The sequence below is a fragment of the Mesorhizobium sp. P160927 genome (assembly GCF_057766385.1).
The window spans coordinates 3,316,496-3,330,402 of the sequence record NZ_JBYMDW010000001.1; the positions used below are offsets into that span (position 1 = coordinate 3,316,496).

Consider the following 13,907-nt stretch of genomic DNA (forward strand, 5'->3'; position numbering starts at 1 on the left):
TTGGTGATTGGGTCTGAAAGCGCGGTCAAGCCCTAGGGTTGAGAAGGCCGGGCTTTTTCTTGTCGGTCATGGCAAAACACGCTAGACCGGCGTTAGGTGGCTAAGGGGCAGGGAAATACATGGCAATCAATCCATTGAAGGCGTTCTTGTTCGCGGCGGGTGGGACCGTCGCGGCCGCGGGAACCGCCTATGTATCGGGCGCACTCGACCCGTATCTTCATCGCACACCGCCGCCGGAAGTCGCGGCGTTGACGCCGCCCGCGGCGCCGAAGCCGGCCGATCCTGGCACGGAAGCGCGCCTGCCGGCTCCGGCGGTGCCGGCCGCGCCGGGCGCGGCACCTCAGGCGACGGCCCCGGCAGCACCTGCAACGGACGCTGCGGCTCCGCCCGCAACCGATGCGGCGGCGCCTGCGGCGCCCGCGACGGCGGGTCCGATCGCGCCGACTTTCGATGTCGTGCGGGTCGAGAGCAACGGCTCGATCGTCGTTGCCGGCAACGCGGCGCCCAACTCGAAGGTCGAAATTCTCAACGGCGCGACGGTGATCGGCTCCACGGTTGCTGGTCCCGATGGTGCCTTTGTCATCGTGCTCGAAGATCCGCTGAAGCCCGGCGACTATACAATCGCCCTGCGTTCGACGGTCGGCGCGGTGGTGACCGCCTCGGCGCAGACCGCTGTCGTCTCGGTGCCGGCGAATGCGGCTGGCCAGGTGCTGGCCATGGTCGAGGAGCCGGGCAAGCCGGCCGAACTGCTCACCGTTCCGGCATCTGAGCCAAAGCCAGCGCCGGCAACCGGCGACCAGGCTGCCGCTCCTGCTGCTGAAGCGCCCGCCGCGCCGGCGACGGCCACGCCAGCCGTGGCTGCAGCAAAACCTGCTCCGGCGGCACCGGCCGCGCCCGCGGCAGCCGCGGCCGAACCAAAGATCGTGGTCGAGGCAGTCGAGATCGATGGCAACAAGATCTTTGTCGCCGGCCTCGCAGATCCAGGCCGCAAGGTGCGCGCCTACGCCAACGACATCCTGCTCGGCGCCGCGCAGACCTCGTCGGACGGCCATTTCCTGGTTGAGGCGACGCGCGATATTCCGGTCGGCAGCTATACCATCCATGTTGACGGCCTCGACGCCGACGGCGTGAAGGTGGTGGCCCGCGCCGCAGTGCCCTTCGAGCGCGAGCCGGGCGAGGCGGTCGCCGCCGTTGCCCCCGCCGAGACCAAGCCCGCCGAGGCCAAGGCCGCGGCGCCCGCTGTTGCCGCCGCTGCTCCGGGCGAGACCGCGCCGGCTCCCGCCGCGCCAGCCACCGAGGCCCCGGCTAAGGTCGCGGCAGCCACGCCGCCGAGCGACGTGCCCGAAATCGTGTCGCCCAAGCTCGAACATGCCGACAGCGCGGTCATCATTCGGCGCAACGATACACTGTGGCGGATCTCGCGGCGCGTCTATGGTCACGGCATGCGCTACTCCACCATATACCTCGCCAACCAGGACCAGATCAGGAATCCGAACCGCATCTGGCCGGGGCAGGTGTTCAAGGTTCCGGAAAAGTCGAAGGAAGGCGAAGCCGCCGACCTCAAGGCCATGGGCGAGCAGGCGACGAGCGCGCCGATGAAGACGGAATAGGGATAGACCGGCAATTCCGGCAATCTACCCATCGGCCTAGCTTGCCCTGTCATCGTTCATCGTCTATCGCCGATGAACGATGACAGAATGCGTTCCCTTACCAGACCATGCCGCCTCGGCACTGCCTGGCTGCATGCCGGACAGCCGCGCTGTCGCGGCGCGGTTCGCAGCACTTTCGCATCCGGCGCGGATCGAGATACTGAGGCATCTGTCGGCCAGCAATTCCTGCTGCTGCCGTGAGGTCGTCGACCGTTTCGCTCTGGCCCAGTCGACGATCTCCCAGCATCTGAAAATACTGGTCGAGGCGGGCCTTGTCCGGTTCGAGCCCGACCGTCAGCGATCGCGCTATGCGGTCGATCGCGCGGCACTGGCCGACGTGTCGGCATCGCTGGCCGCGCTCATCAATTCCTGCTGCTCCGGCCGCTGACCCTCTCACCTAAAGGCAAGAAAAGTGGCCGAAAAAACCGTCTCCGCCGACACATCCACACTCACGACACTGCGCAATCTCTGGCCCTATATGTGGCCGGCCGACCGCGCCGATCTCAGGGCACGGGTGACGTGGGCGACGCTGCTGCTGGTCGTCGCCAAGGTGACGCTGGTCGCCGGTCCCTATTTCTTCAAATGGGCGACCGATGCGCTGGCGGGCGGCTTCAAAACGCCACCGCCGCTGCCATCGTTCATGCTTGCCCCGGTGATGCTGGTCATTGCCTATAATGTGCTGAGGCTCGTCCAGCTCGGCTTCAACCAGCTCCGCGATGCGCTGTTTGCCCGGGTCGGCCAGCATGCGGTTCGCCAGCTTGCCTTCCGCACCTTCGTGCACATGCATCAGCTGTCGCTACGCTTCCACCTGGAGCGCCGCACCGGCGGCCTGTCGCGCATCATCGAGCGCGGCACCAAGGGCATCGAGACGATCGTCCGCTTCATCATGCTCAACACCGCGCCGACGATCCTCGAATTCGGGCTGACCGCCGGCATATTCGGCTTCACCTATGGCTGGAAATATGTGGCCGTGGTGGCGGTCACCGTCTGCCTCTACGTCTGGTTCACGGTAAAGGCCAGCGATTGGCGCATCTCGATCCGCCGCGACATGAATGACAGCGACACCGACGCCAATACCAAGGCGATCGACTCGTTGCTCAACTTCGAGACGGTCAAGTATTTCACCAATGAGCGCATGGAGGCCGAGCGCTTCGACCGTTCGATGGCGCGTTACGAGGTCGCCGCAACCAAAACCTGGACCTCGCTCGGCTGGCTGAACTTCGGCCAGGGCTTCATCTTCGGCATCGGCACCGTCGTCGTCATGTGCATGTCGGCGCTGGAGGTGCAGGCCGGCACCCAGAGCGTCGGCGATTTCGTTTTCATCAATGCCATGCTGGTACAGCTTTCCGTGCCGCTCAATTTCATCGGCTTTATCTATCGCGAAATCCGCCAGGGCCTCACCGACATCGAGCACATGTTCGACCTCCTCGACGTGCCGCAGGAGATCGTCGACAAGCCCAACGCCAAGCCGCTGGCCGTCAGCGCCGGCAAGGTCGAGTTCCGCGACGTCCACTTTTCCTATGATCCGAACCGCAAGATCCTGAAGGGCGTCTCCTTCGAGGTGCCGGCCGGCAAGACCGTTGCCATTGTCGGGCCGTCGGGTGCGGGCAAGTCGACCATCTCGCGGTTGCTGTTCCGCTTCTACGACGTGCAGGGTGGCCAGGTTCTGATCGACGGCCAGGACGTGAGGGACGTGACGCAGGACAGCCTGCGCGCGGTGCTCGGCATGGTGCCGCAGGACACGGTGCTGTTCAACGACACCATCGCCTACAACATCCGCTACGGCCGTGTCGGCGCGGGCGAGGAAGAGGTGCGCAAGGCCGCCGAACTCGCCCAGATCGGGCCGTTTATCGAGAAGCTGCCCGACGGCTACAAGTCGATGGTCGGCGAGCGCGGGCTGAAACTTTCCGGCGGCGAGAAGCAGCGCGTGGCGATCGCCCGCACCATCCTGAAGGCACCGCCGATCCTGATGCTCGACGAAGCGACTTCCGCACTGGACAGTCATACAGAGCAGGAGATCCAGGCCGCGCTCGACCTCGTCAGCAAGGGCCGCACCACCATCGTCATCGCTCACCGCCTGTCGACGGTGATTGCCGCCGACGAAATCATCGTGCTGAAGGACGGTCAGATAGCCGAGCGCGGCACCCATGTCGACCTGATGCGAAAGCACGGCCTCTATGCCTCGATGTGGGACCGCCAGCGCGAGGCGACCGAAGCCGAGGAGCGGCTGCGCATTGCCCGCGAAAGTGACGAACTGGGTGTCGTCGTGCGCCGGCGCACATCGGAGATGTCGTAGCTCAAAAAACCTCTTGACCTCAACTTGGGTTGAGATTGTAGACCGTCGCCCGAGAGCCGCAAAACAGCATCGTCGAGGACGGAATCAAATGGATATGAGCACTACGAATCAGGATGTTAGCGGCGGCAGCGTGTTCAGGGTCGACAAGTTCGTGGTGCCTGCCAATGCCCGCGACGAGATCCTCGCAAAGGTGAAGATGACGCATGAGTTGCTGCGTCTGCAGCAAGGCTTCGTCCAGGACTTTCTGCTCGAGCAATTCTCAGGACCGGGCGAGTTCAACCTCGTCACGATCGTCGAATGGGAAAGCCAGGCTGCCGTCGACAATGTGGTGCCGATCGTCAGGGCGGCGCACGAGCGCATGGCCTTCAACCCGCAGGAGACGATCGCCCGGCTCGGAGTGCGAGCTGATATCGCCAATTATCAGCGCGTGGCCGGACTCTAGCCAGGCCAGCCCACGCCCGGCGCCGGCGCTTCGATGCCGAGCACCTGGCCGGTGCGGGCGTCGCTTGTCATATGCTCGAAGCCGCGCCACTCGGCGGCGGTGATGAACAGCGTTTTCCTGTTCGCACCGCCCAGCATGCAGGCAAAGCAGCCGCGATCGGCGGTGACGGTCTGCAAGACGTCACCGCCTTCGCGCACCCGCACGCAGTGCTTGTTGGGAACATCGGCATACCAGACCGCCCCGTCGGCATCGAGGCAGATGCCGTCGGGATATCCGTCGAGCTCGGCCCAAATGCGTCTGTTGGACAAGGAACCGTCGGCGGCAATGTCAAACGCGGTCAGCCGGCTGGCATGGGATTCGGCAATGATCAGCGTCTCGTTGTCCGGTGTCAACGCCATGCCGTTGGCGAAGGCGATAGTGTCCGCCACTTGCCTGATCGCGCCATCCGGTGTGACCAGCACGATGGTGCCGGGACCGAAATGCTGGCCGGCCGCCGGCGCCGGCCCGCCGCCATTGACGTAGATGTTGCCGCGCCCATCGACGACGATCTCGTTCCATGGGCTTTTCGACAAGCCACCCAGATCGGCGTGGGTGACCAGCGAGCCATCGGCATCCTGCCGCAAGAGCAAGCCCTCGCGGCCTGAGACAACCAGCAGACGACCATCCGGCAGCCAGTCGATGGAGTAGGGCAGGACAGCCGAAACCGTGAGCATGACCTCGCTGCCCCCGTGCGCATTGACGGCAATAATCTCGCCGGTTCCCCAATTGCAGACCCACAGGCGCCCGTCATGCCAGCGCGGCGATTCGCCGAAGGCGAGGCCTTCCGTGACGATATGCGGTTTGTTGGCGGATGGTGTTCGCATGATCAGGAGCCTCCGTTGCGCGCGTCATCGGCCCTTGGCGATGAGGCGCTTCTCCCCAAGGACGGGCGAGATGAAAGTCTCCCGACAGCGGGCCGGTGTATTTTCGTGCGGGAAGAGCGCTCCATCGGCTCACGTTGACGCCGAAGGTGCCGGTCTGCGCGAGGGCGGCGTCGGCGCAGATAGGTTTCTCGGCCTTTCTGGCGGCCCGGCGCAGTCAAAGGACAGCTTCGGCAGCTATGGCACAGGCATGCAATTCGGTCTCGACTTCACGAACACCGAGCATCCGGCCATCCCCGGTCATAGGCGATCCGTGCCTGTTCATCCGCGCCGGCGATTGTCGCGTTGCGGGCAGGGGGTGTTTCGGCTATTGAGGCCGGACCTGAAACAGGGACCGCCCCCAGCCCATGAGCCTTGTCGACACGGTCAAGAACGCGTTCGTACCGATCCATCGCGAAGGCTACCCCTTCATCGCGGCGTTTGGCGCGGCGACGCTTTTCCTCGGCTATTTCTCCTCGATCCTGTTCTGGATCGGCCTGATCCTGACCGCCTGGTGCGTTTATTTCTTCCGTGACCCCGAGCGCGTCACGCCTGTTGACGACCGCCTGGTGGTAAGCCCCGCCGATGGCATCGTCTCGGCGGTGGGACCTGCCGTGCCACCGCGCGAGCTTGGCCTCGGCAATGTCGAGATGACCCGCATCTCCGTGTTCATGAACGTCTTTTCCTGCCACGTGAACCGCTCTCCGGTGCGCGGCCGCATCGCCAGGATCGAACATCGGCCGGGAAAATTTCTCAATGCAGAACTGGACAAGGCGAGCACGGAAAACGAGCGCAACGGCCTTGTCATAGAGAGCCCCAACGGCACGGTGGCCGCAGTCCAGATCGCCGGCCTGGTGGCGCGCCGCATTGTCTGCTGGACCGAGGCCGGCGCTTCGATCGGCACCGGCGAGCGTTTCGGCCTGATCCGTTTCGGCTCGCGCGTCGACGTGTTCCTGCCCTTGACAGCCACGCCGCGCGTTGCCGTTGGCCAGACGGCGGTCGGCGGCGAAACCGTGCTCGCCGAATTCGGCGGTGTCGCCGGCACGCCCCTCGTGCGGATTTCCTGACGGTGGGCACGCAGTATAAAAAATTCGAGGCCCATGCCAGCGGCGGTCCGCGTATCCGCGAGATACCGATGCGCATGGTGCTGCCCAACCTGGTCACCGTGCTTGCCATCTGCGCCGGCCTGTCCGGCATCCGCTTCGCCTTCGAAAACCGTTTTGAGACCGCGGTGGTGATGGTGCTGCTCGCCGCCTTCCTCGACGGAATAGACGGGCGCCTTGCGCGCATGCTGAAGGCGACGTCCAAATTCGGCGCGCAGATGGATTCGCTGGCCGACATCGTCAATTTCGGCGTCGCGCCGGCATTGGTGCTCTATGCCTTCCTGCTCGATAGAGCCGGCTCGCCGGGCTGGATCGCGGCGCTTCTGTTCGCCATCGCTTGCGGGCTCAGGCTTGCCCGCTTCAACGTGCTCGACGACGAGAAGGCCGAACGTCCCATATGGCAGAGTGAATATTTCGTCGGTGTGCCGGCGCCTGCAGGCGCCGTGCTGGTCATGCTGCCGCTTTATCTCTATTTCCTGCGGCTTGGGCTGGAGCCTAGCCGTCCGGCCGCCTTCGTCGCAACCGGCTTCACCATCCTGGTGGCCTTCCTGCTGGTAAGCCGCTTGCCGGTCTATTCAGGCAAGAGCGTCAAGATTCCCGGGGACAGGGTGCTGCCGATCATCCTCGCCGTCGTCCTCTACATTCTCTTGCTGATGACCTATCCCTGGTACACGCTGACGGCATCGGTCGCGGGCTACCTGGTCTTTCTCCCATTCAGCGTGCGCGCCTACTCCAAGCGTGCCAAGCTGGAAGGCGAGAAGGTGCCGCCTTCGGACATAGGTTAGAAAGTCGGCCGAAGTCCCTGATCCGACTTAGGCAGCCACGCCAAGCCCAAGCCGGTCGATCGCCAGCTTGCGCGTCGAGACATAGTCGGTCTTGCCGGAGCCGAGTACCGGGATCTCCTCGACCTTGACGATGTCGTTGGGCACCATCAGTTCGGCCGCGCCAGCCTTTTTGCCGAACTGTCGCAACTCCTCGGCACTGGCATCGTCGGCGGTGGTGACCAGCACGATGCGCTCGCCCCGCCTCTTGTCCGGCACCGCCACCGCCGCATGGCGTTCTTCCGGCCAAAGCGACTGCACCAGCATCTCGACCGCGCCCAGCGACACCATCTCGCCAGCGATCTTGGCGAAGCGCTTGGCGCGACCGCGAATGCTGATGAAGCCTTCGCGGTCGACGGCGACGATATCGCCGGTGTCGTGCCAGCCGGTCAGCGGCTGTAGCTCGCCGGGGCGGTCCGCGGTCATGTAGCCCATCATCATGTTAGGCCCGTCGAGCCACAACTGGCCGGCATCGTTGATCCCTTCGACCGGCTCCAGTTTCATGCGAATGGCCGGCAGAAGCCGGCCGACCGTGCCGTCGCGGCCGTGGATCGCGGTGTTGACGGCAACCACGGGCGCCGCCTCGGTCAGTCCGAAGCCCTCGATGATCTCGGCCTGGAAGCGTTCGCGATAGACGCGGCGAGTATCCGGCTTCACCGCCTCGGCGCCGGCGACGACGAAGCGCAGACTGGAGAAATCCCCGTCCTTGGCGGTGCGCGCATAGTTGGCGAGGAACGTGTCGGTGCCGAACATGATGGTCGGTTTCACCTTGCGCGCGATCTCGGGGATGAGCTTGTAGTGGAGAGGCGAGGGATAGAGGAACAGCTTTACCCCGGTGACAAGCGGCAGGATGGTGCCGCCTGTCAGGCCGAACGAATGGAACACCGGCAGCACGTTGAGCAGGATGTCCGCCGGCGAAATGGTGATCCGCGCCTCGGCCTGCATGGCATTGGCGAGGAGGTTCTTTTGAGACAGAACAACGGCCTTCGGCGTACCTTCGGAGCCGGAGGTGAACAGGATCACGCCGGGCTTGGCCGCGTCCTGCCGCTGCAGCGCCAGGCGCCACAGCAAGGCGGCTGCAAGCTTGTCCAGCGTGGTGACGCTTTCGCGTACATCTTCCAACCACAGCAGCCTGGCGCCGCCCTTTTCGACCGCGGCGACGATATCGGCGAGATCGGCCTTCTCGACGAAGGCACGTGAAGAGACAACGGTGCGGATGACAGCGGTGCGGACAGCCGCGGTGACGCTTGCCGGCCCGGCCGTGTAGTTGATCATCGCCGCCACACGGCCCGCCGAGAGCAGGCCGACGAGCGACAGCACGACGCCGTTGGCGTTGGGCAGCATCACCCCCACAGCTTCGCCCGGCGCCGTCACCGCCTCGAAGCGCCTGCCCAGCACCCGCGCGCCGATGAACATCTTGCGGTAGCTCAGCGCCCCGGAAATGACGTCCTCGATGATCGGACGCGAAGCGCCGACTCTGGTTGCGGCGTCGCGCATGGCCAGGAACAGGCCGCGGTCGAGGTCGGTGCCAAAAAGCCGGGCCTCCGCGACGCGGTCGAACAGCGCATTGGTGTTGGAAGCCTGGTCCGGATTGCGCGCCACCAGTTCGGCGATCGTCATCGGCTCCAGGACACTGACCGACAGCCGTGGAAACCAGTGACGCGGTGCCTTGTCCGCCGGCGTCAGCGACACCGGCAGGTTGCGGGCGCCGGCGACGAAGATCGGCACGATGCGGGCGTCGGCCTGCATGGCGATGCGGGTGACCGCGCGAAACAGCCGAAACGTCTTGACGTCGGGCTCGACCGCGTCCGGCAGATAAACGGCCAGCCGGCCCTTGCCCTTCAGCACGCGCACCAGTCGGCGGCTGACGAAGACATGTTCGGCGTTGAAGGCAATGGTGCGGCCGAGTTCGCGCCAGGGTTCGAGCCAAGGCGAACGGGCCGAGACCCCGTCGAGTATATGCAGCGTGTCGTCGGGCAGCAGCGACAGCATCATCGCCGGCTCGAAGCGCGACTGGTGCGAGATGACATAGATGACCGGCACCTGCGCCTTGCGAGCGATCTTGATGCGATTGTCGCTGGTCCGGTAGGCGAGCTTGAACGGTGCGTAGAGCAGCGCCTGGGTGAAGCGCAGGCCCAGGCGGAATTTTTCTATCACGCCGATCAGCAACCAGGCCACAACCAGACCCGCAAGCAGCGCCAGTGTCAGGATCATGCCGCGTCTCTCCCAACGATTTTGTCATTGCGGCTCTTGTGCGACCGCTTCGGGGCAGAGCCTAGCGGAAGTCGAGGCAAGGTCAATGCGGAAGGGGCGCCCTTACGCCGCGTTCAGCCGCCCGCTGATGAAACGGAACTCCTGCGTCTTGCCGCCGTAGCCATAGGCCGCTGCCGGAACCTCATGCACGAAAGCATAGCTCTCCTGGTGCACGCCGCCTAGCAGGCGGCCAAAGGCGTCGAAGATCGCCTTGAGATAGGCCTCCAGTTCGAGCTTTGTGTTAGTGCCGTCGACCACCTTGATGTCGAGCCAGAACGTGTTGGTGCCGTGCTCGGCGAGCGACTTGCCGCCGGCGAACCAGTGCTGCGGATCGAGATAGGACACGGCAACGGCGGTGATCGTCGGATCCTTGCGCAACTGCGTGGCGGTGATCTCGGTTATTTCCTTAGCGATGCTGGCTGACAAGGTGGCGTCAGGCTTGCCGGTGACCCTGACATTGATGATTGGCATTTTTCTTCTCCTTGGTTTGTAGCGGCGTGGTCGCCGTTGAAAAGACCATGCCACCATCTGTTGATCAAAAAAACTGAATTGTTTTCAACTGATGATTCGATAAAGTCGAATTATGGAAACGCTCGATCCCGACCTGCTTAGAACCTTCCTTGCTTTCGTCGACAGCGGTTCGCTGGCGCAGGCGGCGGCCAATGTCGGCCGCTCACCCTCGGCGGTGACGGCGCAGATGCAGCGCTTGGAAGAGGTGGTCGGTGAGCCACTTCTGGCGCCGCGGGGCAGGGGGCGCGGCCTGACGCCGGCGGGCGAGGATCTTGTCGGGCACGCCAGGCGTATTCTTGCCGTGCATCGCGAGGCTTGGCTGGCGCTGAAGGGAGCACGGGCTGCCGGGCGCGTCGCCATCGGCACGACACAGGATTTCGCCGATAGCGGCCTGCCGGACCTGCTGCGTGCCTTCGCCTCCAGCCATCCCCGCGTCAGGACCGAACTGCGTGTCGGCCGCTCCGCCGAACTGGCGCAGGCGTTACAAGCTGGCAGCCTCGATCTGGCGATCGTCATGCGCCAGGCTGCCGTGCCGGACGAGGTCGGCGTGTTGCGCGAGCCGATGATATGGCTCTGTTCCAACAAGGGACTGGCCTCGCGGCAGGAAGAAGTGCCGCTGGCGCTGCTCGACCCCTATTGCGGGTTTCGCGAGGCGGCGCTCGCCGCGCTCGACGCCGCCGGCCGCCCCTATCGCATCGCTGCCGGCAGCGCCAGCCTGGCCGGGCTGCGCACTGCGGTAAATGCCGGTGTTGCGCTGACCTTGCGAACCCCGCGCTTTGCCCATTCCGGCATCGTCGAAGCGCCCCGCGAACTTGGCTTGCCGCCGGCTCCGACGGCTGAGTTCGCGATCCGGCTGCGCGCCGGTGCCGATGCGTCCGCGGGCGATCTGGCGACATTGCTCGGCGGAAGCCTCGCTTTGTCCGGACCGCTTGGTTAATTGACGAGGCGTGAAGCTCCGCCGCCGGTCTAGGGCGCGGAAACCGACTTGCGGTCGGCCGGTCTATGCGAACAAAAAGCCGTTGCAAAGAAAAAGCCGACCTTGCGGTCGGCTTGGAGTAGGACGGGCCGAGGGGTTTGGGGGACTTGGGGGGGTGGCCCGTCGCATCAACAATGTCTGAGCAGGGTGATGGTTCCGTGACTTGGAAAATTTTTTACGAAATATTTGAAGACGCTTGCCGGGAGCGTGCCTTCAGCCAGTCGCGGCCGGCATGGGCAAAGACGGCGCCGAGCACGATGGCACCGCCGACCATGCTGGCCATAGGCGGGATTTCGGCCAGGAACAGAAATGCAAACAGGATCGCGAACGGCACTTCCGCCGAACCGAGCAGGCCGGATTCAGGCGCCGGGATCAGCCGCGAGCCTTCCGTCCACAGGATGGAAGCCAGCGCGAAGGACGCGCCGAAGGTGGCAAGCAGGATAGCGTCCCTTGATGAGACCGCCAGGGGATCGGTGACGAACCATCCGAGTATAAACAGCAGGAACGCCGAAACCGCGCCGGCCCACACCACGGGCGTGTCACGGAATGCGCGAACCATGATCATGTACAGCGCGCTGCCGGCCGTCATCAGCAGCGCCAGCCCGTCGCCGAACAAATTGCCAGTGGCAAAACCCGACCACACCATGATGGCGACCCCGCACAGCGACACCGCCGCCGCCACCATCGTCTGCAGCCGGAACGGCTCGCGCACCAGCATCCAGGCCAGTACGGCGGCAATGAAGGGCGACGTCGCGTAGATGACCGCGACATTGGCGACAAAAGTGAACTTGAAAGCGGAAATGAAGGCGATGCTGGCCAGTGCGCCTTCGACGGCCAGCAGCCAGCCGCGCCAGCCAAGCCGAAGCGGTTCACGGTTGCCGGCACGGCGGCGGCGCCACAATACGTAGAGGCTGATCAGGATCGCGCCGACAAAGCCACGCCAGCAGGTGATAGTCAGCGGATCGGCATGGATCGACTTGGTCAGCACGCCGGTCAGCCCGAATACAGCTGCCGAGGATGAGACCAGCAGGATACCCAGCGTGCGTTCGATGGTTTCCGCGCTGGCCGTGATCTCAGTCATGTTGGCAGCCTACCTTGCCTCGTCCTGACATCGTGGTGTCGTGAGTAATGGCCATCCACGTCAAAGCCGCTTGCGGAAATGTTCACCGCCGACGATCAGCAGGCCAGCGGCGACAATAAGCGCGGCACCCAGAAAGACCTCGCGGCGCGGCACGTCGCCCGAGATCGCGAAGCCGAGCGCGAACGCCCACAATAGTGAGGTGTATTCGAGTGGCGCCAGGATCGATGCCGGCGTGCGCTTCATGCCCTCGAAGAGAAGGTATTGCGCGAGGCCGCCGAGCGCACCGACGCTGGCAAGAAGCAGCAATTGTGCCGGGTCCGGCGTATGCCACCACAACAGCGCCGGCACCGCCGAAAAAACCAGGAAATAGAAATTGTTGAGGAGGAGCTGGATCGTCGAGCGCTCGGCAAGCGCCGTCTTGCGCAGAAGCACGATGGCGATGCCCCACAGGAAAGCCGCCGTCAGTACCAGCAACACGGGCGCGGACAGGCCAAGATGGGTGGGATCGCAGGCGACAAAGACGCCGGCAAAGCCGACCAGAACGGCCAGCCAGCGCAGAAGGGGCACCTTTTCGCCGAGCAGGACCACCGATAGCACAGTGACGATGATCGGAGCCGCGTAATAGACGGTGGTCAGTTCGGCGAGTTGCAGGCTGCGCGCGGCATTGTAGTAACAGAGCCAGGCGGCGAGCGTGAAGGCGCTGCGCACCAGCATCGGCCGCACGATCGGCGAACGCACCGTGTCGGCGAACAGCGGCCGCCCGCCGATCACCGCGCAGGCGCCAAGAATGGTGATGCTGCGGAAGAACATGATCTGCCAGACGGTCATGCTGGTGACCAGCAGTTTGATCGAGGCGTCCTGTGTCGAAAACAGCAAATAGGCGGCGCCCGTCAGCAGGATTCCGGCGAAGACCCTTTCGCGTGTATCGAGAATGGCGATATCGGCCATAGGCGTGCGCCTGCTTGAGTGAAGGCGGCCCCAGCCCCTGTCGGCTCCGCACCTGCCAGCTATACGGGCGAAATCCCGCACGGCGCTGCTCCAGCACCGCGCTTGCTTTTGGGGCAGGCGGCAGTGGCGCGAAATGCAGCTTGTCCCGGATGCGGCTTCTGGCGCGGCACGGCCGATTGGTTTAGCATCATCTCATAAAGCCGAAGACGAAGGCAGGCGCGCAGAACGCCGGGGGACGGACAGCGAATTGGCGCTCAGCTCATGCCAGATGTAGCATGTACAGGCGCGGCTTGACGGCCGCCTCTGCCAGAGCGGATATTGCGGGGAGAAGGCTGATGCAGAAACTGCAGTCGCAAGGCGTCCATCACATCACGCTGGTGGGTGCCGGTCGCCAGACCTCGATCGATTTCTGGGAAGGTGTGCTGGGCATGCCTTTCATCTTCGAGCAGCCCAATCTCGACAAGCCGAGCGAAAGCCATCTTTATTTCGATCCGGGCGACGGCCGGCTGATCACCATCTTCACCGACGAGACCCGCACGGCCGTGCAGCGCCGAACCCCGACCGACCCGGGCTGCGTGCATCACATCGCCTTTGCGGTGTCCCGCGTCACTTTCCTGCAGGCTGTCGCCCGGCTCGACGAGCGCGCCATCAAGCACAGTGGCGTCAAGGATCGCGGCTTCATGGATTCAATCTATTTCGAGGATCCGCTCGGCCTTCTGATCGAGCTTGCCTCTTATCGTTTCGAGCCGCCTGCAGGGTTCACCCATGCCGATGTTCTGATGGAGGCGCATAAGCTTCGCGTCACGCGTGGCGACTACAACATCGCCGAGGTGCACCTGGCTGATGCGATCCAGGCGCTGGTGGAACGCGCGCGCGCGACATTGTCGGCGGACCGGGCGCCCAAAAATCCATACTGAAGGCTGAACAGG

The 13,907-nt window shown here is 64.4% G+C and carries 13 protein-coding genes; 8 read left to right on the forward strand and 5 right to left on the reverse strand.

All coding sequences use genetic code 11. The annotated features are described in order from the left end of the window. The first annotated feature begins 119 nt into the window (after nucleotides 1-119). The 4 genes from AC3CB8_RS15890 (at nucleotide 120) to AC3CB8_RS15905 (ending at nucleotide 4,387) form a co-directional block, all read left to right on the forward strand. On the forward strand, nucleotides 120-1,610 hold the full coding sequence (locus tag AC3CB8_RS15890; protein WP_352596397.1) for a LysM peptidoglycan-binding domain-containing protein: 1,491 nt from the start codon (nucleotides 120-122) through the stop codon (nucleotides 1,608-1,610). A gap of 79 nt (nucleotides 1,611-1,689) precedes the next feature. Then, a complete protein-coding gene (locus AC3CB8_RS15895; protein WP_023773364.1) occupies nucleotides 1,690-2,037 on the forward strand; it encodes an ArsR/SmtB family transcription factor in 348 nt (115 codons plus the stop codon). A 24-nt stretch (nucleotides 2,038-2,061) separates the two neighbouring features. Continuing rightward, nucleotides 2,062-3,945 carry an ABCB family ABC transporter ATP-binding protein/permease gene (locus AC3CB8_RS15900; RefSeq protein ID WP_352565092.1) on the forward strand — a complete coding sequence of 628 codons (1,884 nt, stop codon included), beginning with the start codon at nucleotides 2,062-2,064 and terminating at the stop codon, nucleotides 3,943-3,945. A gap of 94 nt (nucleotides 3,946-4,039) precedes the next feature. Continuing rightward, nucleotides 4,040-4,387: a hypothetical protein gene (locus AC3CB8_RS15905; protein WP_023782871.1), complete on the forward strand. Its 348-nt coding sequence runs from the start codon at nucleotides 4,040-4,042 to the stop codon at nucleotides 4,385-4,387. On the opposite strand, the gene AC3CB8_RS15910 is transcribed toward AC3CB8_RS15905, so the two are convergent. Further along, a complete protein-coding gene (locus tag AC3CB8_RS15910; protein WP_031248126.1) occupies nucleotides 4,384-5,250 on the reverse strand; it encodes an SMP-30/gluconolactonase/LRE family protein in 867 nt (288 codons plus the stop codon). The genes AC3CB8_RS15905 and AC3CB8_RS15910 overlap by 4 nt on opposite strands. A 404-nt stretch (nucleotides 5,251-5,654) precedes the next feature. Between AC3CB8_RS15910 and AC3CB8_RS15915 the strand changes: the two genes are divergently transcribed. Beyond that, on the forward strand, nucleotides 5,655-6,353 hold the full coding sequence (locus AC3CB8_RS15915) for a phosphatidylserine decarboxylase (protein WP_015318533.1): 699 nt from the start codon (nucleotides 5,655-5,657) through the stop codon (nucleotides 6,351-6,353). A gap of 2 nt (nucleotides 6,354-6,355) precedes the next feature. Beyond that, a complete protein-coding gene (pssA, locus tag AC3CB8_RS15920) occupies nucleotides 6,356-7,174 on the forward strand; it encodes a CDP-diacylglycerol--serine O-phosphatidyltransferase (protein ID WP_023773368.1) in 819 nt (272 codons plus the stop codon). 27 nt (nucleotides 7,175-7,201) lie between these two features. Here the strand turns inward: pssA and AC3CB8_RS15925 are convergent, their stop codons facing one another. Together AC3CB8_RS15925 and AC3CB8_RS15930 are read right to left on the reverse strand one after the other, a co-directional pair. Further along, entirely contained in the window at nucleotides 7,202-9,424 is a 2,223-nt protein-coding gene (locus tag AC3CB8_RS15925) for an AMP-binding protein (protein ID WP_023773369.1), read from the reverse strand. Nucleotides 9,425-9,526: 102 nt separating this feature from the next. Beyond that, a complete protein-coding gene (locus AC3CB8_RS15930) occupies nucleotides 9,527-9,934 on the reverse strand; it encodes a tautomerase family protein (protein WP_023782873.1) in 408 nt (135 codons plus the stop codon). 112 nt (nucleotides 9,935-10,046) lie between these two features. Between AC3CB8_RS15930 and AC3CB8_RS15935 the strand changes: the two genes are divergently transcribed. Further along, the gene (locus tag AC3CB8_RS15935) at nucleotides 10,047-10,910 is read left to right on the forward strand and encodes a LysR substrate-binding domain-containing protein (protein ID WP_352565096.1); all 864 of its coding nucleotides are present in this window, start codon (nucleotides 10,047-10,049) and stop codon (nucleotides 10,908-10,910) included. A gap of 214 nt (nucleotides 10,911-11,124) precedes the next feature. Here AC3CB8_RS15935 and AC3CB8_RS15940 read toward each other — a convergent pair whose 3' ends face one another. After that, nucleotides 11,125-12,030: a DMT family transporter gene (locus tag AC3CB8_RS15940; RefSeq protein ID WP_352565098.1), complete on the reverse strand. Its 906-nt coding sequence runs from the start codon at nucleotides 12,028-12,030 to the stop codon at nucleotides 11,125-11,127. Between the two features lie 60 nt (nucleotides 12,031-12,090). Then, nucleotides 12,091-12,978, reverse strand: a complete 888-nt coding sequence (locus AC3CB8_RS15945) for a DMT family transporter (RefSeq protein ID WP_352565100.1) — start codon at nucleotides 12,976-12,978, stop codon at nucleotides 12,091-12,093. Between the two features lie 335 nt (nucleotides 12,979-13,313). Here AC3CB8_RS15945 and AC3CB8_RS15950 point away from each other — a divergent pair, with 335 nt between their 5' ends. Beyond that, nucleotides 13,314-13,895, forward strand: coding sequence for a VOC family protein (locus AC3CB8_RS15950; protein WP_023773374.1), 582 nt, complete (start codon nucleotides 13,314-13,316; stop codon nucleotides 13,893-13,895). The last annotated feature ends 12 nt before the right edge of the window (nucleotides 13,896-13,907 follow it).